20 protein-coding genes are annotated in these 25,284 nt (G+C 66.0%); 9 read left to right on the top strand and 11 right to left on the bottom strand.

Annotated elements, in window-relative coordinates; all coding sequences use genetic code 11:
- Nucleotides 1–270: 270 nt before the first annotated feature.
- From prsR to EYF70_RS12755, 3 genes are read right to left on the bottom strand one after another with little or no spacing between them, the layout of a single operon-like run.
- Entirely contained in the window at nt 271–1,617 is a 1,347-nt protein-coding gene (prsR, locus tag EYF70_RS12765) for a PEP-CTERM-box response regulator transcription factor (RefSeq protein ID WP_131149070.1), read from the bottom strand.
- 31 nt (nt 1,618–1,648) lie between these two features.
- A complete protein-coding gene (gene prsK / locus EYF70_RS12760; RefSeq protein ID WP_131145740.1) occupies nt 1,649–3,718 on the bottom strand; it encodes an XrtA/PEP-CTERM system histidine kinase PrsK in 2,070 nt (689 codons plus the stop codon).
- Nucleotides 3,718–5,097 (bottom strand): TIGR03013 family XrtA/PEP-CTERM system glycosyltransferase, encoded by a 1,380-nt coding sequence (locus EYF70_RS12755; RefSeq protein WP_131145739.1) that lies wholly within the window; start codon nt 5,095–5,097, stop codon nt 3,718–3,720. Before EYF70_RS12755 ends, prsK begins: the two co-directional genes overlap by 1 nt.
- A gap of 181 nt (nt 5,098–5,278) precedes the next feature.
- Here EYF70_RS12755 and nadB point away from each other — a divergent pair, with 181 nt between their 5' ends.
- Nucleotides 5,279–6,892, top strand: a complete 1,614-nt coding sequence (nadB, locus tag EYF70_RS12750) for an L-aspartate oxidase (RefSeq protein WP_131145738.1) — start codon at nt 5,279–5,281, stop codon at nt 6,890–6,892.
- A 10-nt stretch (nt 6,893–6,902) separates the two neighbouring features.
- Nucleotides 6,903–7,439, top strand: a complete 537-nt coding sequence (locus tag EYF70_RS12745) for a GNAT family N-acetyltransferase (protein WP_131145737.1) — start codon at nt 6,903–6,905, stop codon at nt 7,437–7,439.
- A gap of 10 nt (nt 7,440–7,449) precedes the next feature.
- Here EYF70_RS12745 and EYF70_RS12740 read toward each other — a convergent pair whose 3' ends face one another.
- Nucleotides 7,450–9,534, bottom strand: a complete 2,085-nt coding sequence (locus EYF70_RS12740; protein WP_131145736.1) for a 3-hydroxyacyl-CoA dehydrogenase NAD-binding domain-containing protein — start codon at nt 9,532–9,534, stop codon at nt 7,450–7,452.
- A gap of 223 nt (nt 9,535–9,757) precedes the next feature.
- Here EYF70_RS12740 and EYF70_RS12735 point away from each other — a divergent pair, with 223 nt between their 5' ends.
- The 6 genes from EYF70_RS12735 (at nt 9,758) to EYF70_RS12710 (ending at nt 14,294) form a co-directional block, all read left to right on the top strand.
- Nucleotides 9,758–11,149 carry a protein adenylyltransferase SelO gene (locus EYF70_RS12735; RefSeq protein ID WP_229420839.1) on the top strand — a complete coding sequence of 464 codons (1,392 nt, stop codon included), beginning with the start codon at nt 9,758–9,760 and terminating at the stop codon, nt 11,147–11,149.
- 81 nt (nt 11,150–11,230) lie between these two features.
- The gene (msrB, locus tag EYF70_RS12730; RefSeq protein ID WP_131145734.1) at nt 11,231–11,638 is read left to right on the top strand and encodes a peptide-methionine (R)-S-oxide reductase MsrB; all 408 of its coding nucleotides are present in this window, start codon (nt 11,231–11,233) and stop codon (nt 11,636–11,638) included.
- Between the two features lie 8 nt (nt 11,639–11,646).
- Entirely contained in the window at nt 11,647–12,276 is a 630-nt protein-coding gene (locus EYF70_RS12725; RefSeq protein WP_131149069.1) for a septation protein A, read from the top strand.
- Nucleotides 12,273–12,545, top strand: a complete 273-nt coding sequence (locus EYF70_RS12720) for a BolA family protein (RefSeq protein WP_131145733.1) — start codon at nt 12,273–12,275, stop codon at nt 12,543–12,545. Before EYF70_RS12725 ends, EYF70_RS12720 begins: the two co-directional genes overlap by 4 nt.
- 90 nt (nt 12,546–12,635) lie before the next feature.
- Nucleotides 12,636–13,418: a peptidylprolyl isomerase gene (locus EYF70_RS12715; protein ID WP_131145732.1), complete on the top strand. Its 783-nt coding sequence runs from the start codon at nt 12,636–12,638 to the stop codon at nt 13,416–13,418.
- Between the two features lie 96 nt (nt 13,419–13,514).
- On the top strand, nt 13,515–14,294 hold the full coding sequence (locus EYF70_RS12710) for a peptidylprolyl isomerase (RefSeq protein ID WP_131145731.1): 780 nt from the start codon (nt 13,515–13,517) through the stop codon (nt 14,292–14,294).
- Nucleotides 14,295–14,338: 44 nt separating this feature from the next.
- On the opposite strand, the gene EYF70_RS12705 is transcribed toward EYF70_RS12710, so the two are convergent.
- Together EYF70_RS12705 and EYF70_RS12700 are read right to left on the bottom strand one after the other, a co-directional pair.
- Nucleotides 14,339–15,412: a threonine ammonia-lyase gene (locus EYF70_RS12705; RefSeq protein WP_131145730.1), complete on the bottom strand. Its 1,074-nt coding sequence runs from the start codon at nt 15,410–15,412 to the stop codon at nt 14,339–14,341.
- A 345-nt stretch (nt 15,413–15,757) separates the two neighbouring features.
- Nucleotides 15,758–16,711, bottom strand: coding sequence for a LysR substrate-binding domain-containing protein (locus tag EYF70_RS12700; RefSeq protein ID WP_131145729.1), 954 nt, complete (start codon nt 16,709–16,711; stop codon nt 15,758–15,760).
- Nucleotides 16,712–16,812: 101 nt separating this feature from the next.
- Between EYF70_RS12700 and EYF70_RS31835 the strand changes: the two genes are divergently transcribed.
- Nucleotides 16,813–16,944, top strand: a complete 132-nt coding sequence (locus EYF70_RS31835) for a hypothetical protein (protein WP_259772424.1) — start codon at nt 16,813–16,815, stop codon at nt 16,942–16,944.
- A gap of 74 nt (nt 16,945–17,018) precedes the next feature.
- Here EYF70_RS31835 and sodC read toward each other — a convergent pair whose 3' ends face one another.
- The 5 genes from sodC to EYF70_RS12675 all read right to left on the bottom strand — a co-directional run bounded on the left by sodC (nt 17,019) and on the right by EYF70_RS12675 (nt 25,273).
- Nucleotides 17,019–17,561 (bottom strand): superoxide dismutase family protein, encoded by a 543-nt coding sequence (gene sodC / locus EYF70_RS12695; protein ID WP_131145728.1) that lies wholly within the window; start codon nt 17,559–17,561, stop codon nt 17,019–17,021.
- A gap of 194 nt (nt 17,562–17,755) precedes the next feature.
- Entirely contained in the window at nt 17,756–21,787 is a 4,032-nt protein-coding gene (gene purL, locus EYF70_RS12690) for a phosphoribosylformylglycinamidine synthase (RefSeq protein WP_131145727.1), read from the bottom strand.
- A gap of 269 nt (nt 21,788–22,056) precedes the next feature.
- On the bottom strand, nt 22,057–23,277 hold the full coding sequence (locus EYF70_RS12685) for an ABC transporter permease (RefSeq protein ID WP_165497652.1): 1,221 nt from the start codon (nt 23,275–23,277) through the stop codon (nt 22,057–22,059).
- Nucleotides 23,274–24,020, bottom strand: coding sequence for an ABC transporter ATP-binding protein (locus EYF70_RS12680; RefSeq protein ID WP_165497651.1), 747 nt, complete (start codon nt 24,018–24,020; stop codon nt 23,274–23,276). Before EYF70_RS12680 ends, EYF70_RS12685 begins: the two co-directional genes overlap by 4 nt.
- Nucleotides 24,017–25,273, bottom strand: a complete 1,257-nt coding sequence (locus EYF70_RS12675; protein ID WP_165497650.1) for an efflux RND transporter periplasmic adaptor subunit — start codon at nt 25,271–25,273, stop codon at nt 24,017–24,019. Before EYF70_RS12675 ends, EYF70_RS12680 begins: the two co-directional genes overlap by 4 nt.
- Between the last annotated feature and the right edge of the window lie 11 nt (nt 25,274–25,284).

Below are 25,284 nucleotides of genomic sequence, written 5' to 3'. Positions count from 1 at the left end.
AGCCGTGGGCGGTTCGCTGGTGCGCGTATTCCGTCAACGAACGCGCGGTGGATGCACTGCTTCGGCAACCGCCGGCAAAGGGCTGCTGGCCGGCATCCGCGCGCGCCACACTGTGCACCGATGGTTCGCGGACGATCTTGTGCGGGCCTACCCGCTGTTCGCCCTGGCTTCTCATAGAAGAACGCCAGTAGCCCTCGTATGACTCGACGGCCGCCAGAGGCCCGGGCGCCGGATGCACGCGCCCGGCAACCTCAATCGTCTCTTCGGCGCCTACTTGATCCCGTGGTGAGCCAGCAGGTCATACAGTGTCGGACGGCTGATGCCGAGCATTTCCGCCGCCTTGGCGATGTTTCCACCCGAGCGTGCGAGCGCCTTCACCATCACCCTGTATTCGGCGGCGTCGCGCGCCGTGCGCAGGTCGATGTTTTCGTCGGTGATCGGAGCTTCCGGCAAGCCCAGGTCGGCCGTTGTAAGCTGGGATCCCTCGGCCATGATCACGGCGCGCCGGATGCAGTTTTCCATTTCACGCACGTTGCCCGGCCAGCTGTACGCTTCGATGGCGATGAGCGCGTCCGGGCTGAAGTGCATCGTGGCACGGCCTTCGGTGGCACAGAACCGGTTCTTGAAGTGCTGGGCCAGCAGCACGGTATCGCCCACCCGATCGCGCAGCGAAGGAATGACGAGCACGATCTCACTCAGGCGATAGAACAGGTCTTCGCGAAAGCTGCCCTCGTTCACGAGTGCCTTCAGGTTGCGATGGGTCGCGCACACGATGCGCACATCGACGGGAATCTCGTTCCGGCCACCGACTCGCTCGATCACGCGCTCCTGCAGGAAGCGCAACAGCTTGGCCTGCAGTGCCATCGCCATGTCGCCGATCTCGTCGAGGAAGAAGGTTCCGCCCTGCGCCAGCTCGATCTTGCCTGGCGTCTGCCGGACAGCGCCCGTGAACGCGCCCTTCTCATACCCGAACAGTTCACTTTCCAGCAGGTGTTCGGGAATGGCGGCGCAGTTGATCGCCACGAAGCGTTTGTCGTTGCGTCCCGACGTACGGTGCAAGCCCCGCGCGATCAACTCCTTGCCGCTGCCGGACGCTCCCAACAGCAAGACTGTCGCGGAGGACGGCGCCACCTTCTCCACGCTGCGGCAAACTTTCAGCATTCCCGGATCGCGGCTGATGATGCCGGCCAGCGGCGAATCGCTCTCGATCTGCAGCATGCGGCGATGGTCCTGCTGCACCGCGTGAAGAAAGAACGCGCGCTCGATCACCAGGCGAAGCAGATCGGCATCGAGCGGTTTCTGGTGAAAGTCATACGCACCCATCGAGATCGCCTTCAGCACATTCGTGCGATCCCGGTTGCCCGACAATACGACGACCTTCGTGTCGGGCGCGCTCGCGATGATTTGCTGCAGCAAGGCCAGCCCTTCGGTGGCACCATCCGCGTCCGGCGGCAAGCCCAGGTCCATTGTCACCACTGGCGGCTGGTGGCGGCGCAGCAGCGCCAGCGCCGATTCCCGGTCTCCTGCAGCGACGACATCATATTCGTCGAGGCTCCAGCGCAGTTGCCTTTGCAGCCCCGCATCGTCTTCCACCACCAGCAGCTTGCGCTTTGGCATTTCCCTCTCCCATCCAGTACATTGGGCCACGTCAGGCCATTGCCGGCAAAGCTTGCCGCGCGGGTTGCAGCGGCAGCACGATCCGGAACGTGCTGCCACTCCCGGGGCGGCTGTGCACGTCGAGCCGCCCGCCCAGTTCGCGGACATACTCGCGGCTCTCGTACACGCCGATCCCCATGCCGGCGGGCTTGGTCGTCTCGAAGGGCCGGAACAGCCGTTCACGCAGGAACGCTTCGCTCATGCCGCTTCCGGTGTCGCTCACGTCGATGACGGCGCACGCGCCCTCGCGCCGCAAGCTCACCGAAACACGGCCATCCGGGGGAGTGGCTTCGACCGCGTTCTGCAGCAGGTGCGCAACGGTGCGTTCCAGCCGCTGGCCGTCCACCAGGGCAAGCAGCGTGGCGTCGGCGATGTCGAGCACGGGGCATGGCTGCGCGCTCGCATAGCCGGCGACGGCACGCCGCAGCACATCGGCCAGGGCGTGCGGCGCGCGTTCGGCGGCATGGTCGCCGCGCGACAGCCGTTGCAGCATCGCCGTCATTTTCTGCACCGAGTGGGCCAGCGTTGCCAGCATGTCCTCCTGGAAGGCCGGATTGGCCTTGTGGCGCTGCGCATTCGCCAGCAGTAGCGAATGCTGGGACAGCAGGTTCTTCAGGTCATGGACAACGAATGTGGTCATCCGGTTGAACGACTCGAATTGCCGCGCCACGGACAAGCGGTCGGCCACCTCGGCGTGCGCCAGGCAGCTCGCAGCCTGGCTGCCCGCCAGCCGCAGCAGATCGAACACTTCCCAGTTCAGCGCGACGGGGGTGCGCGGGCCGGCCAATGCGATGAAGCCGAACAGCTGGCCGTGCAGCAGCAGCGGCACCAGCAGCCAAAGGCCGGGAATGCCTTGCAGCCAGGCCGGATAAGACGCTTCGGCGTCTCGCGGTGGATGACCGGTCGCAACGATCCACTGGCGTTCTTCCAGCAGCCGGCAGAACGCGCTGCCGGCTGGCTCCGTCGCATGCTGGGGCGCCAGGTTCCAGCTCGCGGCAGGTTCGAAGGCACTGTCGCGACGGATCCATAGAGCGCCGGCGGAACTCTCCACGAGCGCAGCGACAGCCTGGATTGCCCCTTCCCCGGGGACTGGACCGCCTTCCGACAATGCCTGCGTAAACCTGCGCCACTCATCGCGGTAATCGAAATGGGCCTGGTAAAAATGCTTGCTGATGAAGACGCGCAAGCGCGCCCGCGCCGCGCCGGAGAACAGCACCCCCGCCAGCAGCAGGCCGGCGCCGCACAGGCAGATCAGCTGCATGACCGGCCCCCATGCGCCGCCAACGCTGCGCAGGTACCAGCCGCCAGCGGCCATCGCCAGCAGATAGACGGCGCAACCGACCAGCGCCGCCGAACGCAACATGAACTTGCGGGACAGGGCCAATCCCAGCTTCCAGCCCGGATTGCGCGCGGCGGTGATCGCCAGCAGCGGCACGCACAATGCGTCCACCAGGCCACGCGCCGCCCAGATATGGGGCTCGACGCGGCGGAACAGCAGTGCATCGCTGTACAGGTAGAAGTCGTACACGAACAGCGTTCCCAGTCCCAGGCAGGCGAACTTGATACCCCACCGTTCGCGCGCGGGCGTGCTGCGATACAGCTGTTCGACGAGCAGGATGCCAACGACGGCCAGCAGCAGGCTGGCGGCGATCGTCGCGATGAGCGCGGGAGCGGCCGGCTGACGCGGCGCCTCGTCGGCCAGCACGCTCGCCACCGGCGCCAGCTCGCCCGTCGCCAGCTGCGCCATGCACAACAGCAGCACTACCGCCAGCAGGCGCTTGGCCGGCAAGCCCGAAGGGGCCAGCAACAACAGGAGAAAGACCAGCCACGCCGCTGTCCGCAGCGTTTCAAGCACGCGTGCCGCCTGCGCGACATCGAACCCCAGCACCATGTATCCGTGCAGCGCGGTTGCCGCCGACCACGCCGCGGTCGACGCACACGCGGCAAGCAGCAGCCGATGCTGACCCGCTACCCGTCGGCCTAGCAGCAGCAAGGAAAACACCGCGAACGCCGCGGCGCCAACGCCATGGCTGGCCGAAGCAACCAGCTGCGCCCCCTCCATCACCGCGCGCCTTTACCCGTCAGCACGACCTGCACCGTATCGATCAGGATCAGCAGATCGAGAAACAGGCTGTTGTTCTTGACGTAGTACAGGTCGTACTGCAGCTTGCGAACGGCATCCTCGACGGACGCGCCGTACTGGTAGCGGACCTGCGCCAGCCCCGTGATGCCCGGCTTGATACTGTGGCGTACATCGTAATAGGCGATCTCGCGCCCCAGTTGCTCGACGAAGAAGGCGCGCTCCGGGCGCGGGCCCACGAAACTCATCTCGCCGCGGAACACGTTGAACATCTGCGGCAGTTCGTCGATGCGCAGCTTGCGCAGCCAGTGGCCGACGCGGGTCACGCGCGGATCGCCGGCGCTGGCCCAGCGGGGCTTGCCGTCGTGTTCCGCATCCGTGCCCATGCTGCGAAACTTGAGTACCTGGAACACGCGGCCATTCTTGCCCACCCTGTCCTGCCGAAAGATCACGGGGCCGCCATCCTCGACCACGATGCACAGGGCCGCCGCCAGCATCACCGGCAATGCCGCGACGCAGATCGCGGCACTGGCCACCAGGTCGAACGAGCGCTTGACCAACGCGCGCATGAAACTCTGGTCGAAACCGCCGCCATGAATCAGGTAGCTGGGCTGCAGCGAATCGACGCGGATCTGGCTGGCTTCGCGCTCGAAGAACGCGGCCGCATCGGTCACCCGCACGCCGCCCAGCGCGCAATCGAGCAGCTCGCGTACCGGATAGGCACCGTTGCGGCGATCGCCGACGGAGATCACCAGCTCGTTCGCGCCGTGCCGCCGCGCCAGCGTCAGCAACGATTCACCCGGCTTCAACACCTTGGCGACCGGCACGCAGCGCTCTTCGTCCGGCATCGGCACGCAGCCGACGACTTCGAAGCGCCGCGGCCCGTCGCGCATGGCCGCCAGCTCGAGGCACTCGCGGGCGAGCGCGCCGGCACCGATCAGGATCAGGCGCTCCACCAGGATATCGGACTGCGCCGAGGTGAACAGCAGCAACCTCGTCATCAGCACGCAAGCGCCGCCCAGCACGAAGGCCAGGCTCGCCGCGTGGCCCAGGTCCACGGCGGGCATGACCTCCATCAAAGCGGACATCAGCACGAAGCCGACCAGGAAGGCCGGTGGAATGCGCGCCATCGCGCCGCGCAAATCCTCGCGCAACTGCTGCTGGTAGAGTCCCAGCGCGCTCATGGCGAACACGTTCACGAGCGCGAACAGCATGCCGGTCATGGAGGCGTCGGCGGTGCCGCGCGGCGAGCCGCTCCACAGCAGCGCGGTCGCACTGGCGGCTGCGTGCAGGATGAACATTTCAAACAGCAGCAGGATGAAACCGGTGCGCGAGACATAATGATTGAAGATCCGGATCACGGTAGGAAGCTCCCTCGCCCGTCCGGTGGGCGCAACCGCCATCACGCTGCGGATGGCTCAGCCATGATGCCGGACCCTTGCTGGACGGGCGTTGAGACCGCGCAAAACAAGCCCGGGCATGACGCGTGTTTGCAAATGGTCTATAGTCATGTTCTTTTTCGCGAAAAATACCTTCCTCACCATGAAATTTGACGTAGCCATCGTCGGCAGCGGGCTGGCCGGCCTGTCGGTTGCCCTGCACCTGGCCGAAACGCGCCGGGTTGCCATCATTTCCAAGCGCGAGCTGCTGGATGGGGCCAGCAACTGGGCCCAGGGCGGCATCGCCGCCGTCCTCGATTCGGGCGACAGCCATGCCGAACATATCGAAGACACCCTGGTCGCCGGCGCCGGCCTGTGCGACGAAGGCGCCACCCGGTACATCGTCGAACATGGCCGCGAAGCGATCGAATGGCTGATCGCGCAGGGCGTGCCGTTCACCCGCGACACCACGGCGGAACTGGGCTTCCACCTGACGCGCGAGGGTGGCCACAGCCAGCGCCGCATCATTCACGCGGCCGACGCCACCGGCCACGCAGTGCAGGTCACGCTGGAAGAGAAGGTTCGCGCCCATCCGAACATCATCCTGTTCGAGCACCATTGCGCGATCGACCTGATCACCTCCGACAAGCTGGGTCCCCGTCCGGCCAACCGCAATGCGCAGCCGAAGTGCCACGGCCTGTACGTGCAGGATGTCCGCAACGGCGAAGTCCACACGGTGGCCGCCGAACACACGGTGATGTGCACGGGCGGTGCCGGCAAGGTCTATCTCTACACGACCAATCCCGACACGGCGAGCGGCGACGGCATCGCGATGGCCTGGCGCGCCGGCTGCCGCGTCGCCAACATGGAGTTCATCCAGTTCCACCCCACCTGCCTGTACCACCCGTATGCGAAATCGTTCCTGATCACGGAAGCCATGCGCGGCGAAGGCGGCCTGCTGAAGCTGCCGCCCGAAGCGGGAGCGGCCGCCGGCCAGCGCTTCATGCTGGCCCACGATCCGCGTGCCGAACTGGCGCCGCGCGACGTGGTGGCGCGCGCCATCGACTTCGAGATCAAGAAGCGCGGCCTGGACTACGTGCACCTGGACATCAGCCACAAGCCGGCCGACTTCCTGATCGAGCACTTCCCCACCATTTACGCGCGCTGCCTGGAACTGGGCATCGACATCACGAAGGAGCCGATCCCGGTGGTGCCGGCAGCCCACTACACCTGCGGCGGCGTGGTCACCGACATGCTGGGCCGCACCGACCTCCCCGGCCTGTACGCCGTCGGCGAGACCGCCTGCACCGGCCTGCACGGCGCCAACCGCCTGGCCAGCAATTCGCTGCTCGAATGCGTCGTCATCGGCCGTGCCTGCGCGCAGGACATCCTGTCGAAGGAAAAGAATGGCACGCCCTACCTGCCGGATTGGGATGAAAGCCGCGTCACCGATGCGGACGAGGAAGTCGTCATCGCCCACAACTGGGATGAACTGCGCCGCTCGATGTGGAACTACGTGGGCATCGTCCGCACCACCAAGCGCCTGGAACGCGCGCAGCACCGCATTTCCCTGCTGAAGGAAGAGATCGACGAGTACTACCGCAACTTCCGCATCACGGCCGACTTGCTGGAGTTGCGCAACCTGGTCGACGTGGCCGCGCTGATCGTCAACAGCGCGCTGCAGCGCCGCGAGAGCCGTGGCCTGCACTTCTCGCGCGACTATCCGGAAACGCTGCCGAAGGCCCTGCCGACCATCCTGACGCCCAACCGCCGCTGACGGAAAGCCGATGACTGCCACGCTGCGCATCGCAACACCGGAGGACATCCCCGCGCTGGAATCGCTGATCGCCCGGTCGGGTATCGGGCTCAGCAAGGGGTTCTACACGGATGCCCAGGCGCAGGCCGTGACACGCCACGTGTTCGGCGTCGACACCCAGCTGATACGGGACGGCACGTATTTCGTCATCGAGCGTGATGGCGTGCCGCTGGCCTGCGGCGGCTGGAGCAAGCGTGCCACCCTGTTCGGTGCCGACCGGATGAAATCCGGCGTCGATCCGCTGCTCGATCCGGCCACGCAGCCCGGCCGCATCCGCGCGTTCTTCGTCGACCCCGCCGCGGCCCGCCAGGGTCTGGGCACCCTGCTGATACGCCACTGCGAAGCCGAAGCGGCCCGCGCCGGGTTCACGGCGCTGGAGATGGCGGCCACCCTGCCTGGCGTGCCGCTGTACCGTTCCGCTGGCTACCAGGCAGTGGAAGAATTCGAGCTCGACCTGCCCGGCGGCGTCATGGTACCGCTGGCGCGGATGCGCAAGCAGATCGGCTGAAAGAACCGCGTCAGCGGTCGTTGAACCCCCTGCCCTCGGCCGCCAGCCGCACCAGCAGCGGCGCCGGCCGCCACGCTTCGCCATGGGCGCCCGCGGCAAAGCGCTCGATCGCCGCCAGCACGTTCGGCAAGCCCACCGTATCGGCATGGAACATCGGGCCGCCTCGGTACAGCGGGAAACCGTAACCCGTCAGATAGACCATGTCGATGTCCGATGCGCGCAGGGCGATCCCTTCTTCCAGTATCAGCGCCCCTTCGTTAACCAGCGCGTACACCAGCCGCTCGACGATTTCCTCGTCGCCGATACGGCGCGGTGCGATACCGGCTTGCCGGGCATGATCGACGATCAGCGCGTCGACCTGCGCGCTCGGGTGCGGCGTCCGGTCGCCGGGGCGGTAGTCATACCAGCCGGCGCCGGTCTTCTGGCCGAACCGTCCCAGTTCGCACAGCAGGTCGGCCACCTTCGAATACGTCATGCCGGGCCGCTCGGCGGCGCGCCGCTTGCGGATCGCCCAGCCGATATCGTTGCCCGCCAGGTCACTCATCCGGAACGGCCCCATCGCCAAGCCGAACCGCTCCAGCGCGCCGTCCACCTGGGCGGGCGTGCAGCCTTCCTCCAGCAGGAAGCCGGCCTGCCGGATGTATTGCTCGATCATCCGGTTGCCGATGAAGCCATCGCACACGCCCGACACCACGCCCGTCTTCTTCAGCCGCTTCGCCAGCGCCAGCACCGTCGCAAGCACGTCGTTGCCGGTCGCGCGGCCACGCACGATCTCCAGCAGCTTCATTACGTGCGCGGGGCTGAAGAAGTGAGTCCCGATCACATCCTGCGGCCGCCGCGTGACGGCGGCGATCCGGTCCACGTCCAGCGTCGACGTATTGGTGGCCAGGATCGCCCCCGGCTTCATCACATCGTCCAGTTGCCGGAACACCGCTTCCTTGACGGCCATGTCTTCGAACACCGCTTCGATGACGATGTCCGCTCCCGCAATCTCCGCGCTTTGCACCGTACCGGTGATCAGGGCCATGCGCCGCGCCAGCTGTTCCGGCGTGAGCTTGCCCTTGCCGACCGCACCGTCGTAGTGAGCGCGGATCGCCGTCAATCCCTTGTCCAGTGCCTCGGGCGACGACTCGAGCAGCATGACGGGAATGCCGGCGTTGGCAAAGGCCATGGCGATGCCGCTGCCCATCGTGCCGGCGCCGATCACGGCCGCCTGCTCGACGGGCCGCCGCGGCGTATCGGCCGGCACGCCCGGCACTTTCGCCGCCTCGCGCTCCGCGAAGAACGCATGGCGCAATGCGCGCGATTCGGGCGTGCCGATCAGGTGCATGAAGCGTTCGCGCTCGAATGCCAGGCCTTGTTCGAACGGCATCGAGACCGCCGCCGCGATGGTCTCGACACATTCGAGCGGCGCCGGGAACGGTCCGGCCGCCGCCGCAACGCGCGCGCGCGCGGCCTGCAGGAACGCCGCAGCATCGGCATGCGCCGCCTGCCGGTCGCGCACCTTCGGCAGCGGCCGCACCGGCGCGATTTTCTCCGCGAACGCCACTGCCGCCGCCACCAGGTCCGTACCGGGCGCGAACACTTCGTCGAACAGCGCGGGCAGCCTTTCGGACAGCACCGGATTGCCCGACACGATCATCTCCAGCGCCGGCTCGAGCCCGATCGCGCGCGGCAGGCGCTGGGTGCCGCCCGCTCCCGGCAGCAGGCCCAGCTTCACTTCCGGCAGGGCCACCTGCGCGCCCGGCAGCGCCACGCGGTAGTGGCAGCCCAGCGACAGCTCCAGGCCGCCGCCCATGCACACGCTGTGGATCGCCGCCACCACCGGCTTCGCCGATTCCTCGGCGGTACGGATCAGCGTGTGCAGCGTCGGTTCCGTCAGGGCCTTCGGGGAATTGAACTCGCGGATATCGGCGCCGCCGGAAAACGCCTTGCCGGCGCCGGTAATGACGATGGCCGTCACGGCCGGGTCGTCCTGGGCGCGGCGGATACCGTCGACGGCGGCGGTGCGCGTCACCAGGCCAAGCCCGTTCACGGGCGGGTTGTTCAACGTGATGACGGCCACGGTGCCGTGCAGGGCGTAATCCGCACTCATGTCTCGGGTCCTCTTCTGTGGATGGGTCCGCGAACTATACCCGCAAACGTCCGACCGTGCTATTTGCCGGTGCCGCGTCCGCCCCTTTTTACGGGCTGGGGTAAAATCCGCTCAAGTGACCCACCAGAACCCACTTTGCCAGTCAGGAACCGCCATCGCTGCCTTTACCCTCCCCCTGGAAAACTCGTTTGCGTCGCTTCCGCCCGAGTTTTATACGCGGCTCATGCCGACGCCGCTCCCGGCCCCCTACCCGGTCGCCATCAGCGGCAGCGCCGCGCGACTGATCGGCCTCGATCCCGCCGCGCTCGATGCCGATGCGATCGACGTCCTTGTCGGCAACCGCGTGCCCGACCGCGCCGAACCCCTGTCGGCCGTGTATTCCGGCCACCAGTTCGGCGTCTGGGCGGGCCAGCTCGGCGACGGCCGTGCGATCCTGCTCGGCGACGTGTCCACCGATACCGGCCCGGTCGAGCTGCAGCTGAAGGGCGCCGGCCTGACACCGTATTCGCGGATGGGCGACGGCCGCGCCGTGCTGCGCTCGTCGATCCGCGAATTCCTGTGTTCCGAGGCGATGCATGCGCTGGGCATCCCCACCACGCGCGCCTTGTCCGTGATCGGCTCGGACCAGGGCATCGTCCGCGAGACGATCGAAACGGCCGCCGTGGTGGTGCGCATGGCGCCCACCTTCGTGCGTTTCGGTTCGTTCGAACACTGGTTCTACCGCAATGACGAAGCCCGGCTGCGCATCCTGGCGGACTACGTGATCGACCGTTTCTATCCCGCCTTGCGCGACGAGGAAAATCCCTATGCGGCCCTGCTCGAGGAAGTCACGCGCCGCACCGCGCGCCTGATCGCGCAGTGGCAATCGGTCGGCTTCATGCACGGCGTGATGAACACCGACAATATGTCGATCCTCGGCCAGACGCTGGACTACGGCCCGTTCGGCTTCATGGAAGCGTTCAACGCACAGCACATCTGCAACCATACCGACCAGGGCGGCCGCTACTCGTATGCGATGCAGCCGCAGATCGGCCACTGGAACTGCTATGCGCTGGCGCAGGCACTGGTTCCGCTGATCGGTTCGGTCGAACAGACCCAGGAAGCGCTGGACGTCTACCAGGGCGTGTTCGGCGCCACGGTCGACGACCTGCTGCATGCCAAGCTGGGCCTCAAGGAAAGCCGCGAGGCCGACCGCGCGCTGCTGGACGAGATGTTCGGCCTGCTGCAGGCGAACCACGCCGACTTCACGCTGTTCTTCCGCCGGCTGGGCAGCCTGCGCGCCGGCTCGGCCGAGGGCGACGAACCGCTGCGGGACCTGTTCATCGATCGCCCGGCATTCGATGCGTGGGCCGTCAAGTACCGCGAGCGGCTGCGTGCCGAGAACAGCGTCGACGCCGCGCGCCAGGCGGCCATGAATGCCGTCAATCCCAAATACGTGCTGCGCAATTACCTGGCCCAGGTGGCGATCGACAAGGCGCAGCACAAGGATTTCTCCGAAGTGCAGCGCCTGCTCGCCGTGCTGGAGCGCCCGTTCGACGAACAGCCGGAGCACGAAAGCTATGCGGCCCTGCCACCGGACTGGGCCGCCGGCCTGGAAGTCAGCTGTTCATCCTGACCCTGTTCATTCCCAAGCTGTACACCGCGACACTGTACACACCGACGCTGTACACACCAAATTATCGACATACTGGAAATCATGAGCGATCAAACAAAGAAAGTGGTGAAATCGGACGCCGAATGGCGCGCCGAACTGGATCCGATGCAATACCAGGTGACCCGCCACGCCGCCACCGAACGGGCTTTTACCGGCAAATACTGGGATCACCACGAGCCGGGCATATATACCTGCGTCTGCTGCAATACGCCGCTGTTCCGCTCGGATGCGAAATTCGAATCCGGCTGCGGCTGGCCCAGTTATTTCGAAGCCATCGATCCTGAAAATGTGATCGAGAAAGTCGACCGTTCCCATGGTATGCTGCGCACCGAAATCATTTGCGCCGTCTGCGATGCGCACCTGGGCCATGTATTCCCGGACGGTCCGCCGCCCACCGGCCTGCGTTACTGCATCAATTCCGCGGCGCTCCGTTTTACTCCGGACGCTTAATCACCATGATGAAATTCCTGTTTGATATCTTCCCCTTGCTGGTTTTCTTCGGCAGTTATAAATGGGCCGGCAGCAACGAGGAGGCAGCGCAAAGCCTGATCAATGGCAACCTGTCGGGCATTATCTCCGGCGGTGCGATCACGGCCAGCCAGGCGCCGATCATCCTGGCCACCATCACCGGTATCGTCGCCACCGCATTGCAGATCGCTTATTTGCTGCTGCGCGGCCGCAAGGTGGATGGCGCGCTGTGGGTATCGATGGTCGTGTTCGTATTCTTCGGCGGCCTGACGATCTATTTCCACGATGATAATTTCATCAAGTGGAAGCCCACCATTATTTACTGGAGCTTTGCGATCGCCATGGTGGTTGCCTCCCGTTTCTTCGCCAAGAACCTGATCCGCATGGCAATGGAAAAGCAGATCGCCCTGCCAGAGGAAGTGTGGCAGCGCCTGAATATGGCCTGGATCGCGTTCTGGATCGTGCTGGGCTTCCTGAACCTGTTCGTCGCCTTCGTGCTGTTCAAATCCGATACCGGTGCCTGGGTGAGCTTCAAGGCATTCGGCGTTACCGGCCTGATGCTGGCGTTCTTCGTGGCGCAAGGCTTTTACCTGTCCAAGCACATCAAGGATGAAGCATGAACGATCCACGCCTCGAAAAGATCCGCGACCGCCTGCTGGCCAATCTCGGCCCTGCTGAAATCGCGCTCGAAGATGAATCCGCGCTGCATGCCGGCCATGCCGGCGCGGCGTCCGGCGGCGGTCATTACCGCTTAAGGATAACGTCAGCGAAATTCGCTGGCCTGAACCTCGTCACGCGTCATCGACTGGTGTATGATGCCGTGCACGATATGATGCATAAAGAGATTCATGCATTGGCCATTACTGCAGTGGCACCGTCGGAAATTTGAATGTGCGGTTTGGTAGGAATGAATTGCTCTTTGCGTTAAGTCCCTTCTCCTCCCGCGATTGACAAGAACTTTTCCCCGTAGGAAATAATAATGACTTTCAAGCCAGCATTCCGTATTCTGGTTGCATCGATCGCCGTTGCTTCGGCTCCCGCTATTGCACAGAACATCGCCGTGGTCAACGGCAAGGGTATCCCCACCGCGCGCGCCGATGCGATCGTCAAGCAGGTAGTGGCCCAGGGCCAGCAGCAGGATTCGCCCCAGCTGCGCGACATGGTCAAGAAAGACCTGATCAGCCGCGAAGTACTGATGCAGGAAGCTGAAAAGCAGGGTTACGCGAAGAGCGCCGACGTGAAACAGCAGATGGAAAATGCGCGCCAGGCCCTCGTCGTCCAGGCGATGGTGGCCGACTACGTCAAGAAAAACCCGGTCAAGGATACCGATGTGAAGGCCGAGTACGACCGCTTCGTCAAGGAAACGGGCGACAAGGAATACCACGTGCGCCACATCCTGGTCGACACCGAAGCAGCCGCCAACGACATCATCGCCAAGCTGAAGGGCGGCGCCAAGTTCGAGGACCTGGCCAAGCAGTCGAAGGATACCGGCAGCGCCAATAACGGCGGCGACTTGGACTGGGCAACGCCGTCCGCGTTCCCGGAAGTGTTCTCGAAGGCATTCGTCGGCCTGCAAAAAGGCCAGGTGACGGAAAAGCCGGTCCAGACGCCGAACGGTTTCCACGTGATCAAGGTCGACGATGTCCGCCAGGCCAAGCTGCCGACGCTCGACGAAGTCAAGCCGCAGATCGAGGAAGCGCTCACCCAGCGCAAGCTGCAGGCTTACCAGGAAGAGCTGGTCAAGAAGGCCAAGATCCAGTAAATTGCTCCGGCGCCCGTTGGCGGCGCCTGCACCCGTTTGAGTTTGAATTGGCCCCCGAGCGCGGGGGCAGACTCCAGTTTTTTTATAGGACGTGACATGATTTTGAAGCCAGCCCGCCTGTTGACAGCACTGATCGCCATCGCCGCCGTACCCGCGTTCGCCCAGAACGTGGCCACCGTGAACGGCAAGGCGATCCCGGCCTCCCGCCTGGACGCCGTGGTCAAGCAGGTCACCGCGCAGAGCAAGCAGCCGGACAGCCCGCAGCTGCGCGACGCGATCAAGAAGGACCTGATCGCCCGCGAAGTGATGGTGCAGGAAGCGGACAAGCAAGGCTACAGCAACAAGCCTGACGTCAAGCAGGCCCTGGAAAATACCCGCCAGAGCATCGTCATCAATGCCATGCTGGCCGACTACGTGAAGAAGAATCCGGTCAAGGATGCCGAAGTCAAGGCCGAGTACGACAAGGCCAAGGCCGCCAACGGCGACAAGGAATATCACGCCCGCCACATCCTGGTCGCGACCGAGAAGGAAGCCACCGACATCATCGCCAAGCTGAAGGGCGGCGCCAAGTTCGAAGAGCTGGCCAAGCAGTCGAAAGACACCGGCTCGGCAGCCAACGGCGGCGACCTGGACTGGGCAAGCCCGGCCAACTTCGTCAAGCCGTTCTCCGACGCGATGGTCGCCCTGAAGGATGGCCAGATCACCGAGAAGCCCGTGCAGTCGCAATACGGCTACCACGTGATCAAGCTGGAAGGTTCGCGCGCCGCCAAGTTCCCGCCGCTGGAAGAAGTCAAAGGCCAGATCGAGCAGGGCCTCACCCAGCGCAAGATCGCGACCTACCGCGACGAACTGGTCAAGAAGGCCAAGATCCAGTAAGCCTGCTGTTCCCCAGAAAAAGCGCTCCGTGGAGCGCTTTTTTTTCATTGCGCGGCCGGTACTGGCAGCGTCGGAAAACCCGGCCCCGAGGCACTGTCACGCACATGCGCGCCACGCGCGAGCAACCCGGCAAATCCCGCCGCGTCGATATTCGACCCGCACACCACCAACGCGACTTTCTTGTCCGCCAGCCGGGCCCGCAGCGGGCCGAACAACGCCGCCGTCGCCACCGCCGCCGCCGGTTCGGCCACCAGCTTGGCATCGCGGAACAGGTCGAGCATGGCACGGCAGATCTCATCGTCCGTCACGCGCACCACCTCGTCCACGAAACGCTGGCACACCGCCATGCTGTAGGGCAGCGTACGCGGCGCGCCAAGGCTGTCCGCCACGGTGTCGACACGCTCCAGGCACTCGGTGCGCCCCGACCGGAAGCTGCGGAACATCGCGTCGGCACCGTAGGGTTCCACGCCGTACACCGCGCAGCCAGGATTGACCTGCTTCACGGCGGCCGCGATGCCGGCACACAGGCCGCCGCCGCCGATCGGCACCACCACCGCGTCCAGGTCCGGTACCTGGGCCATCAGCTCGAGGCCGACCGTCGCCGTGCCCAGCGCCGTCAGCGGCCCCTCGTAGGGATGCAGCATGCTGCGCCCTTCCTCGCGCGCGATGTCGCTGCCACGCTCGAACGCCTGGTGAACATCCGGCATCAGGATCACCTCGGCCCCCAGGTCGCGGCAGGCGGCGATGCGCGCGCCGCTGGCATGGCGCGGCATCACCACGGTGGCGCTGCAGCCGGCGAGCCGCGCCGTATAGGCCACGGCGACGGCGTGGTTGCCGGCACTGACGGCGACCACGCCCCGCGCGCGCCCGGCCTCGTCCAGCGCGTCGATACAGTTCAGCGCGCCGCGCAGCTTGAACGTGCCGGTCTTCTGGAACAGTTCCAGCTTCAGCCAGACTTCACCCTGCCCGGCAACGTAGTCGTCGATAACGCCGGTCTGCCAGCGCCACACGGGCGTGTGCAGGATACGGCCGCCCAGGCGATCGGCGCAGGCACGGATTTGCGGCAACGTCGGGTAGGGCTGGGATGAAAGGTCTGAAACGGGGGATTGGGTGTGCATCGGTCTTCTCCATGAATTCGAACGGCGGAATGCGACCTGGGTCGCGCGGCATGGCGGGGCGCCGAGCACCGGCAGCGCCGCAGCTCAGCGACCCGTGCTAATTCGAATAATGGAAGCGGAGGAAAGGGAGGAGAACGACTGGCACGCGCGTGCAAACCCCGATGACCAGACGGCCATGCAATCGGGGGAACGCGATGATGAACGCGTGGACGGGTGCGATGTCATTCGGGCAATCATGCCTGATAACGTGGCCATTGGCAAGTTGTGGCTGGCACATGGTACAGCCGCACCGCGGGCCGCGGCGCCCGCAATGCGCCGTGTCGCCAGTGCGCCGCAGTACCGTGCCTAGGAATTCAGGTACGCCGTACCCGGCTGCCCATCGCCGATCCGCGTGCGCAGCGTGCGCTCCATCTGCGCCACCTCCTCTTCGACCCAGCTGCGAAAACGCACCACCTTCGGCAACACTGCCTTGCGCGGCGCGTGCACCCAGTAATAGCCGCCCGGGTAGGAAACGCTGGCGCCCCGCATCAGGCGCAACACGCCCCGGTCGATGTCGTCGCAGACGAGCGAATACGGCACCAGCGCGATGCCATGGCCGACGATGGCCGCTTGCGCCGTCACCGCCAGGTTGGTGAACCCTCGCGAGAAATCAAAGCGCCCTTCCGTTACGCCGTGCGAGCGCAGCAACCTGATCCAGTCATCGGTGGATTCGTCGAACAGCAGCGGGAAGCGCGTCAGGTCGGCCAGGGTGAGATCTTCTCCGGCAGGCGCCACCAGCGCCGGACTGTACACGGCGACCAGCCGGTCGTGGTACAGCGCGGCGGGATGGTCGGTAATGGTGCCATGGCGGATCGCCAGGTCCACTTCCTCGTGTTCGACATCGACCAGGCGCTCGCATGAGTCGAGGCGGATGTCGAGTTCGGGATGGCGCAGCGTGAAGCGGCCCAGCCGGGGTGCCAGGAACTTGATCGCGAAGGTGTGGGTGGTCGACACGCGCACCACGTTCTCCTCGTCGCCACCGCGCAATGCCTCGACCCTGGTGCGCAGCTCGCGTAGCATCTTCGCCACCGTCACGGCGAGCTCCTGCCCTTTCGGCGTCAGCGTGATGTGGCGCGGGTGGCGCACGAACAGCGCGAAGCCCACCGCTTCCTCGAGCTGCTTCACCTGCAGGCTGATGGCCGCCGGCGTCTTGTGCAGTTCCTGCGCCGCCAGCGTGAAACTGCCCCAGCGCGCGGCACAGTCGAAATCGATCAGTCCGGAAAGACTGCGCAGCGTCTTGTTCGATGTCCCTGCCTGCATAAGTTTTCCTTGACCTTCCCCACAAGATTACTCGTTTGTCCATGCGCTGCGCCACGCCGACAATATACCGCACCAATACCGATACATGAGAGGGGAAGAACATGCTGCAACCGATCCGCCAGCGGGCCGATGGCCCGCCATGCCAGGCCCGGCAGGATGCGCGTCCATGGCGAACCGAGTACCTGCGTGCGCTGCTGCGCCTGTTCGCGGAACTGGCGTGCCGGCTGCGCTGAGCTGTCCTGGCTGTTTCGCGGCACGAAAAAAAGCCGGGCATCGCCCGGCTTCATCGCTGGCCGGACGAAGGGGCTCAGCCGCCGATCACGCCGCAGGCGATGCGCGCACCGCCACCGCCCAGTGGCGCGGGCTGGTCGGCATAATTGTCGCCGCCGGCGTGGATCATCAGCGCACGGCCTTTCACGTCCGCCAGCGTCTTCAGCTGCGGCGCCTGCACGGGCGTCCTGGCCGATCCGTCGGCCGCCACTTCGAGGCGCGGCAAGTCGCCGGCGTGGCCGGCTTTCTCGGCGTTGCCCGGGCCGTGGTGCGCCTTCGTATCATGCGGGTCCAGGTGGCCGCCCGCCGCGCCCGCCGGCACCTTCTTGCCATCCGTCTCGGCCGGCGAGCAATCGCCCTTGGCATGGACATGGAAGCCGCGCGCGCCCGGCGGCAGGCCGGCCAGCGAAGGCGTGAACGTGAGGCCGCCGGCCGTCTCCGAGATCGTCACGGTGCCCAGTGCCTTGCCGGTGCCGGACGCATCGACCGCGTGGATCGGTACCGTGACGTCGGCTGCCTGCGCGTGGGCGGCAACCGCGAACGCGGCCAGGGCAAGGGTTTGTCGGATCGTGGTCTTCATTTTCTACTCCCAGGGTGTGAATGCCGCACTGTCGCGGTCGGTTGAACGTTGCAATCCTAGCACTGTTGCCACGCGACAGTACACACCGCAGGCGTAAAAAAGCCGGGCAAGCCCGGCTTTTCAGGCGGCGCCGGCCGTTCAGCCGGCGCACTTCAGCCCACGCATCCCTGCCGACGCATCTTAGCCGATCTATCTCAGCCAACGTATTTGCGCGCATTGCGGAACATCCGCATCCACGGCGAATCCTCGTTCCATCCATCCGGCGCCCACGAATGCTGCACGGTGCGGAACACCCGCTCGGCGTGCGGCATCAGCACCGTGAAGCGGCCGTCCGGCGTAGTGACCGACGTGATGCCGCGCGGCGAACCGTTCGGATTGAACGGATAGGCTTCGGTGGCATTGCCGCGGTTGTCCACGTAGCGCATCGCGGCGATCGCCTCGTCGAGCTTGCCGGTCTGGCTGAAGTCCGCATAACCCTCGCCGTGCGCGATGGCGATCGGCGTCTGCGTGCCGGCCATGCCCTGGAAGAAGATCGACGGCGAGTCCAGCACTTCGACCAGCGCGAAACGGGCTTCGAACTTTTCCGACTTGTTGGTCGTGAACTTCGGCCACGCCTGGGCGCCCGGGATAATCGACTTCAGGTTGCTCATCATCTGGCAGCCGTTGCAGATGCCCAGGCCGAAGGTATCCGTGCGGGCAAAGAATTGCGCGAACTGGTCCGACAGCGCGGGGTTGAACAGGATCGACTTGGCCCAGCCTTCGCCGGCGCCCAGCACGTCGCCATACGAGAAGCCGCCGACGGCGATCACGCCCTGGAAATCGGCCAGCTTCACGCGTCCGGCGATCAGGTCGCTCATGTGCACGTCGATCGCGGCGAAGCCTGCCTGGTGCATCACCCACGCCGTTTCGATATGCGAGTTGACGCCCTGCTCGCGCAGGATGGCGACACGGGGCCGCACACCCGTGGCCAGGAACGGCGCCGCCACGTTGTCGTTCAGGTCGAAGGTGATCTTCGGCGTCATGCCGGGATCCGTCTCGTCCAGCAGGCGGTCGTATTCCTGGTCCGCCGTGGCCGGGTTTTCACGCATGCGCGAGATACGCCAGCTGGTTTCGCTCCACAGGCGGTGCAGCTCGGCGCGCGGCTTGGCATAGACCAGCTTTGCGTCGCGCGTGAATTCGATCACGCCGCGGTCGTTCAGCTTGCCGATGATATGGCTGCACGCGCCCAGGTTGAACGAGCGCAGCACGTCCATCACGGCCGACTTCTCCTCGGCGCGCACCTGGATCACGGCGCCCAGCTCTTCGCTGAACAGCGCGCGCAGGGTCAGTTCGTTGCGGCGCTCGCCCACCTGGCTGGCCCAGTTCTTGGCGTCGCCCCAGTCGGCCGCATGCTCGCCTTCCAGGGTCAGCATGTCGAGGTTGATCGACAGGCCGGCACGGCCGGCAAAGGCCATCTCCACCAACGTGGCGTACAGGCCGCCGTCCGACCGGTCGTGGTAAGCCAGCAGCTTGCCATCCCGGTTCAATTGCTGGATCGCGGCGAAGAAGGCCTTCAGGTCTTCCGCGCTGTCGACGTCCGGCACCTCATTGCCCAGCTGACCCAGCACCTGCGACAGGATCGATGCGCCCATGCGGTTCTTGCCGCGGCCCAGGTCGATGACGATGATCGCCGTGTCGCCCAGGTCGGTGCGCAGCTGCGGCGTCAGCGACTTGCGCACGTCGTACACGGGCGCGAAGCCCGACACGATCAGCGACACCGGCGACACCACGGCCTTCTGCTCGCCGTTGTCCGTCCAGGTGGTACGCATCGACAGCGAATCCTTGCCGACCGGGATCGAGATGCCCAGCGCCGGGCACAGGTCCATGCCGACCGCCTTCACGGTATCGAACAGCGCGGCATCCTGCCCCGGCTGGCCGCAGGCGGCCATCCAGTTCGCCGACAGCTTGATCGACGCGATATCCTCGATCGGCGCCGCCGCCAGGTTCGTGATCGTCTCGCCCACCGCCATGCGGCCCGATGCCGGCGCGCCGATCACGGCCAGCGGCGTGCGCTCGCCCATCGCCATCGCCTCGCCCAGGTAGCCTTCGTACGACAGCGTGGTCACCGCGCAATCGCCCACCGGCACCTGCCACGGCCCGACCATCTGGTCGCGCACGGACATGCCGCCCACGCTGCGGTCGCCAATGGTGATCAGGAAGCTCTTGTCGCCCACGGTCGGCTGCAGCAGCACGCGCTGCGCCGCTTCTTCCAGCGCCACGCCGGTCAGGTCGATCGCCGGGAACGCGCGCTCGACATGCTGCACGTCGCGGTGCATCTTCGGCGGTTTACCCAGCAACACGTCCATCGGCATGTCCACCGGATCGGTACCGGTTTCCGGGTCGATCAGTTTCAGCTGGCGTTCCTCGGTGGCCGTGCCGACCACGGCGAACGGGCAGCGCTCGCGTTCGCACAGCGCGCGGAAGGTCGCCAGGTCGTCCGGCGCGATCGCCAGCACGTAGCGTTCCTGCGATTCGTTGGACCAGATTTCCTTCGGCGCCATGCCGGATTCTTCCAGCGGCACCTTGCGCAAATCGAAGATCGCGCCGCGCTTGGCGTCATTGGTGATTTCCGGGAAGGCGTTGGACAGGCCGCCCGCACCCACGTCGTGGATCGAGATGATCGGGTTGCGTTCGCCCATCTGCCAGCAGCCGTTGATTACTTCCTGGGCGCGGCGTTCCATTTCCGGATTGCCGCGCTGGACGGAATCGAAATCCAGGTCGGCCGTGTTGGTACCGGTCGCCATCGAGGAGGCGGCCGAGCCGCCCATGCCGATGCGCATGCCCGGGCCGCCCAGCTGCACCAGCAGGCTGCCGACCGGGATATCGTTCTTGTGCGTGTGCTGCGCCGAGATGTTGCCGATGCCGCCGGCGATCATGATCGGCTTGTGGTAGCCATACACGGCATGGCCGACGTTCTGTTCATAGGTGCGGAAGTAGCCGCCCAGCACCGGCCGGCCGAATTCGTTCGAGAACGCGGCGCCGCCCAGCGGGCCGTCGATCATGATCTGCAGCGGCGAGGCGATGCGCTCCGGCTTGCCGTACGCCGCCGCGGTGGCGCCCTCTTTCGCGGTGACCGCACTGGTCACGTCTTGCGCGTTCTCCCAAGGCCGCACGGCGTCCGGCAGCATCAGGTTCGACACGGTGAAGCCGGCCAGGCCCGCCTTCGGCTTGGCGCCGCGGCCCGTCGCGCCCTCGTCGCGGATCTCGCCGCCGGCGCCCGTGGAGGCGCCCGGGAACGGAGAGATCGCGGTCGGGTGGTTGTGCGTCTCCACCTTCATCAGCGTGTGGATCAGTTCCGTGGACGCGCCGTACTCATGGCCTTCGCCGCGCGGGTAGAAGCGCGTCACAGTGGCGCCTTCCATGATCGACGAATTGTCCGAATACGCGACGATCGTGCCTTTCGGCTGCTTCTCGTGCGTGTTCTTGATCATCTTGAAGAGCGAGCGGTCCTGCGCCACGCCGTCGATGGTCCAGTCGGCGTTGAAGATCTTGTGGCGGCAGTGTTCCGAGTTGGCCTGCGCGAACATCATCAGTTCCACGTCGGTCGGATTGCGCTTCGCCGCCGTGAACGCATCGTTCAGGTAGTCGATCTCGTCGTCCGACATCGCCAGGCCCAGTTCCGCATTGGCGCGCACCAGCGCGTCGCGGCCATGGCCCAGCACGTCCACGGTTTCCAGCGCCTTCCCTTCCAGGCTGCCGAACAGGCCGGCCGCCTGGCTGGCGTCGCGCAGCACGGATTCCGTCATGCGGTCGTGCAGCAGCGCGGCCACGGCCTGCGCCTGCTCGGCATTCAGGCCCTTGGCGGCGCCCAGGCTGGTGCCCAGGATGCCGCCCTTGAGCACCACCCGATACGCCACGCCACGCTCGACGCGGTGGATGTGCGTCATGCCGCAGTTGTGCACGATGTCCGTGGCCTTCGATGCCCACGGCGAAATCGTGCCGAAACGGGGGATCACCACGAACGACTCGACGGCGCCGTCGCTGACGTCAGCCTGGGCCGGTTCGCCGTAGGTCAGCAAGCCGTCCAGGCGTGCGCGATCCTCGGCGGAGAGCTCGGCCTGGGTATCGACAAAGTGGACGTACCGGGCCTGGACCGCGGATACGGCGGGCAGCACGGCTTGCAGTTGGGTGAGAAGACGCTGGCTACGGAATGCGGACAGGGCGTTGGAGCCCGGGAGTATCAACATGGTTGGGAGCGAGTCGGTGCAGCGGGGCTGCGGATTAAGAAGAAAGTAGGCACGGCAATGGAAACCACGGGCTCTCGAAGTGCGCCAGCGCTGAATGGGCTGGTTGATTTGCCGGCATTATACCTCTTTCAACGGGTAACTTACAGGGTAGCCGGGAGGGTTGCCGAGTCAGGCCCGGCAGCAATCGTATCCAGCGAGAAATAGAACCCGCCGCACGTGGCGCGCTTGCTCCGCGATTACACCGCGATTACTCCGCAGTTACTCCGCATTTATTCGTAGCGCAGCGCCTCGATGGGATCCAGCCGCGCCGCCTGCCGCGCCGGCATCACGCCGAACACGATGCCGACGCCACCTGAAAACATCAGCGACAACGCCACCGCCCACCATGGCACCACGGCCGGCGGGAAATCCGGGATCAGGCCGGCGATCACGGCCCCCAGCACGTAGCCCAGCACCAGCCCGATCAGGCCGCCCAGCGTCGCCAGGATGACCGCCTCGACGAGGAACTGGGCCATGATGTCGCGGCTGCGCGCGCCGAGCGCCTTGCAGATGCCGATCTCCCGGGTGCGCTCCTTCACCGACACGAGCATGATGTTCATGATGCCGATGCCGCCCACCAGCAGCGCCACGCCGACCACCCCGCCCATCACCAGCGTCACCATCGTGCTGATCTTCTCGAAGGTCTGCGCCAGCTGTTCGGCCGACTCGATCTCGAAATCGTTGGGCTGGCCCGGCCGCAGGCGGTGCGCCGTGCGCATCACGCCGGTCAGCTGGCTGATCGTCGCGTCCAGGTCCGCCAGCTCGCTGACGGCGACCGTGATCGACAGGTTGGGCCGGCGGTTGTTGCCGAGGATGCTGCGGCCCGTGTTGAATGGAATGATCAGCTGGTTATCCTGCGACATGCCGAACACGGCGCCCTGCTTTTCCTGCACGCCGACGATCTTGAACCACTCGCCGCCGTAGTGGATGAACTTGCCCACCGGGTCGGCCGGCAGGTGCAGCTCGGCGATCAGGTCTTCGCCGATGACGGCCACGCGCCGCGCCCGCGCGTCATCCGGTTCGCTGATGAAACGCCCCAGCCGCGTATAGCGCCCGTTCACGTCCTGGTAGCTGGGCGAGGTGGCCAGCACCCTTGCCGTGGTCGAGGCACTCATGTAGCGCACTTCCGAAAAGCCGGGCGAGAACACCGGGCTCACGTAACGGATGCCCTCGCCGCGCACGCGCACCTGCTCCACGTCTTCCAGGCGCAGGTAGTTGATCTTGCCGCGCATCTGGTCCTTCATCTCGTTGTGCGCGCGGATCGTCAGGCTGGTACCGCCCAGTCCGGAGAACTGGTCGGAAACGCTTTTCGACAGGCCCTGGATCAGCGAGATCACCGTGATCACGGAAGCCACGCCGATGATGATGCCCAGCGCCGTGAGGAAACTGCGCAGCCGGTGCGCCCGGATCGACGCCAGTGCCGACCGCACGCTTTCCCGCAGCAGCATCATGCCGGCCCCGCCACGCCGTTGCCGGCATTGGGATGGTTGCCGGCATAGACGCCGTTGCCGGTGTTGCCGCCATCGCCCGTGTCGGACACGATCCGCCCATCCTGCAGCCGCACCACGCGCCGGCATTGCGCCGCGATGTCCGGTTCGTGCGTCACCATCACCACCGTCTGTCCCGCCTCGTGCACTTCGTGGATCAGCGCGAGGATATCGCGCGTGGTGGCCGAGTCCAGGTTGCCGGTCGGTTCGTCCGCCAGCAGCAGCGCCGGCGAGCCGACCAGCGCGCGGGCGATCGCCACGCGCTGCCGCTGGCCGCCGGACAGTTCGTTCGGCCGGTGGTGCATGCGTGACTCCAGCCCTACCCGTTCCAGCGACCGCGCCGCCAGCTCGCGGCGGGCCGCCGGGGCGATGCCACGGTACACCAGCGGCTGCGCCACGTTGTCCAGCGCCGTCATGCGCGGCAGCAGGTGGAAGCTCTGGAAGATGAAGCCTATCTCGCGGTTGCGCACGCGGGCCAGCGCATCGTCATCCATTTGCGCCACGTCGCTGCCGTTGAGCTGGAATTCGCCGCTGCTGGGCCGGTCCAGGCAGCCGATGATGCTCATCATCGTCGACTTGCCCGAGCCCGAGGCGCCGATGAACGCCACCAGCTCGTTGCGTTCGATCGCCAGGTCGATATCGCGCAGCGCGTGCACGGTCTGGTCGCCCATCCGGTACTGCTTGCACAGCCCCTTCAGGCGGATCACCGCGCGCTCCCCGCAGCCGCCGGCTTTGCTGCCGTGACGGGCGTGTTCCCGGCCGCCGCCGGGCTGGCCGGCGCGGGAATGACGGAATCGCCGTCGTTCAGCTCGCGCAATACCCTGGCCGGGCCGATCGCCACCGTGTCGCCCACGGCGAGGCCCTTCAATACTTCCTGGCTGGTGTCGTCCGACATGCCGACCTGCACGGCCTTCCGGACCGCCCGGCCATTCTCCACAGCGAACACGTGGTAAGTGCCCTGGGTTCCACTACGCGCGCCCTTTGCTTCATTGCCCTTTGGGTCACCGCCCTGTCCATCATTGAGCAGTGCCTGCAGCGGAATGGCCGGCCGCTTCACGGTGGCGCCGGCGGCGATTTCCACGCGGGACGTCATGCCCGAGCGCAGCGCGGGCCGGGTTTCGTCGAGCCGCAGCTTGACCACGTAGCTCCGGCCCTGGGCGGTGGCGCCCGGCTGGGCGGCGCGCGGCGCCATCGCGATCTGCTCGACCTTGCCGCCGATCGGCTGTTCCGGATAAGCCGCCGGGAATACCTGGGCCGGCTGGCCCACCGCTACCTGGGCGATATCGGCTTCATCGACATTGACTTCGGCGATGATGGCGCCCATGTCGGCGATCGTCATCAGCGACGAGCCGGCGATCCCCGTCGTGCTGGCCACCGCCGTCTCGCCCACCTTGATCGGCAATGCGGTCACGGTACCGTCGATCGGCGCCCTCACCTCGGTCTTGGCCAGCCGTTCGCGCGCCTGCGACAGCAGCGCGTCGGCCTGGCTCAGCGCCTCGCGGCTGGCGCGCAATTCCACCTGGGCCAGCTCGGCCTGGTGCACCGCGTCGTCGTGCCTGGAGATATCGATGAACTTCGCCTGGTACAGCCGCTGCGCGCGGTCCAGCGACCGCTTCTGGTTGGCCAGGTTGATCTGCGCGCGCTCGATGGCGATCGACGCGCTGCGCCGGTTCGCTTCCTGCTGGGCCACCTCGGCAAGGTATACGGTGGGATCGAGCCGCAACAGGGGCTGGCCCTTGCGCACGCTGTCGCCCTCGCTGACCAGCACGGCGGCCACCTTGCCGATCACTTCGGCCGACAACTGGACTTCCTGCCGGAACACCAGCTGCCCGGTCGCCAGGACCGTGGCGCGGATTTCACGGGGCACCACTTTCGTCAGCTCGACTTCGCGGCCCGCCGGCGGGGCCATGAACCGGATGGCCACCGGCACGGCCAGGCAAACCGCGATCACTGCCGTCACTATCCATTTAC

This window comes from Pseudoduganella albidiflava (genome assembly GCF_004322755.1).
Taxonomy (GTDB): Bacteria; Pseudomonadota; Gammaproteobacteria; order Burkholderiales; family Burkholderiaceae_D; genus Rugamonas; species Rugamonas albidiflava.
Note: the sequence above shows the minus strand (reverse complement) of the source record. Positions and strands in the feature narration are given on the sequence as shown.

What these genes read in the sequence shown, in the direction of transcription:
- prsK (WP_131145740.1), bottom strand. Translation starts at nt 3,718, where the DNA reads ATGGAGGGGGCGCAGCTGGTTGCTTCGGCCAGCCATGGCGTTGGCGCC.
- nadB (WP_131145738.1), top strand. Translation starts at nt 5,279, where the DNA reads ATGAAATTTGACGTAGCCATCGTCGGCAGCGGGCTGGCCGGCCTGTCG.
- EYF70_RS12715 (WP_131145732.1), top strand. Translation starts at nt 12,636, where the DNA reads ATGACTTTCAAGCCAGCATTCCGTATTCTGGTTGCATCGATCGCCGTT.
- EYF70_RS12720 (WP_131145733.1), top strand. Translation starts at nt 12,273, where the DNA reads ATGAACGATCCACGCCTCGAAAAGATCCGCGACCGCCTGCTGGCCAAT.
- EYF70_RS12725 (WP_131149069.1), top strand. Translation starts at nt 11,647, where the DNA reads ATGAAATTCCTGTTTGATATCTTCCCCTTGCTGGTTTTCTTCGGCAGT.
- EYF70_RS12735 (WP_229420839.1), top strand. Translation starts at nt 9,758, where the DNA reads ATGCCGACGCCGCTCCCGGCCCCCTACCCGGTCGCCATCAGCGGCAGC.
- EYF70_RS31835 (WP_259772424.1), top strand. Translation starts at nt 16,813, where the DNA reads ATGCTGCAACCGATCCGCCAGCGGGCCGATGGCCCGCCATGCCAGGCC.
- EYF70_RS12705 (WP_131145730.1), bottom strand. Translation starts at nt 15,412, where the DNA reads ATGCACACCCAATCCCCCGTTTCAGACCTTTCATCCCAGCCCTACCCG.
- purL (WP_131145727.1), bottom strand. Translation starts at nt 21,787, where the DNA reads ATGTTGATACTCCCGGGCTCCAACGCCCTGTCCGCATTCCGTAGCCAG.
- EYF70_RS12740 (WP_131145736.1), bottom strand. Translation starts at nt 9,534, where the DNA reads ATGAGTGCGGATTACGCCCTGCACGGCACCGTGGCCGTCATCACGTTG.
- EYF70_RS12685 (WP_165497652.1), bottom strand. Translation starts at nt 23,277, where the DNA reads ATGATGCTGCTGCGGGAAAGCGTGCGGTCGGCACTGGCGTCGATCCGG.
- EYF70_RS12710 (WP_131145731.1), top strand. Translation starts at nt 13,515, where the DNA reads ATGATTTTGAAGCCAGCCCGCCTGTTGACAGCACTGATCGCCATCGCC.
- prsR (WP_131149070.1), bottom strand. Translation starts at nt 1,617, where the DNA reads ATGCCAAAGCGCAAGCTGCTGGTGGTGGAAGACGATGCGGGGCTGCAA.
- EYF70_RS12745 (WP_131145737.1), top strand. Translation starts at nt 6,903, where the DNA reads ATGACTGCCACGCTGCGCATCGCAACACCGGAGGACATCCCCGCGCTG.
- sodC (WP_131145728.1), bottom strand. Translation starts at nt 17,561, where the DNA reads ATGAAGACCACGATCCGACAAACCCTTGCCCTGGCCGCGTTCGCGGTT.
- msrB (WP_131145734.1), top strand. Translation starts at nt 11,231, where the DNA reads ATGAGCGATCAAACAAAGAAAGTGGTGAAATCGGACGCCGAATGGCGC.
- EYF70_RS12700 (WP_131145729.1), bottom strand. Translation starts at nt 16,711, where the DNA reads ATGCAGGCAGGGACATCGAACAAGACGCTGCGCAGTCTTTCCGGACTG.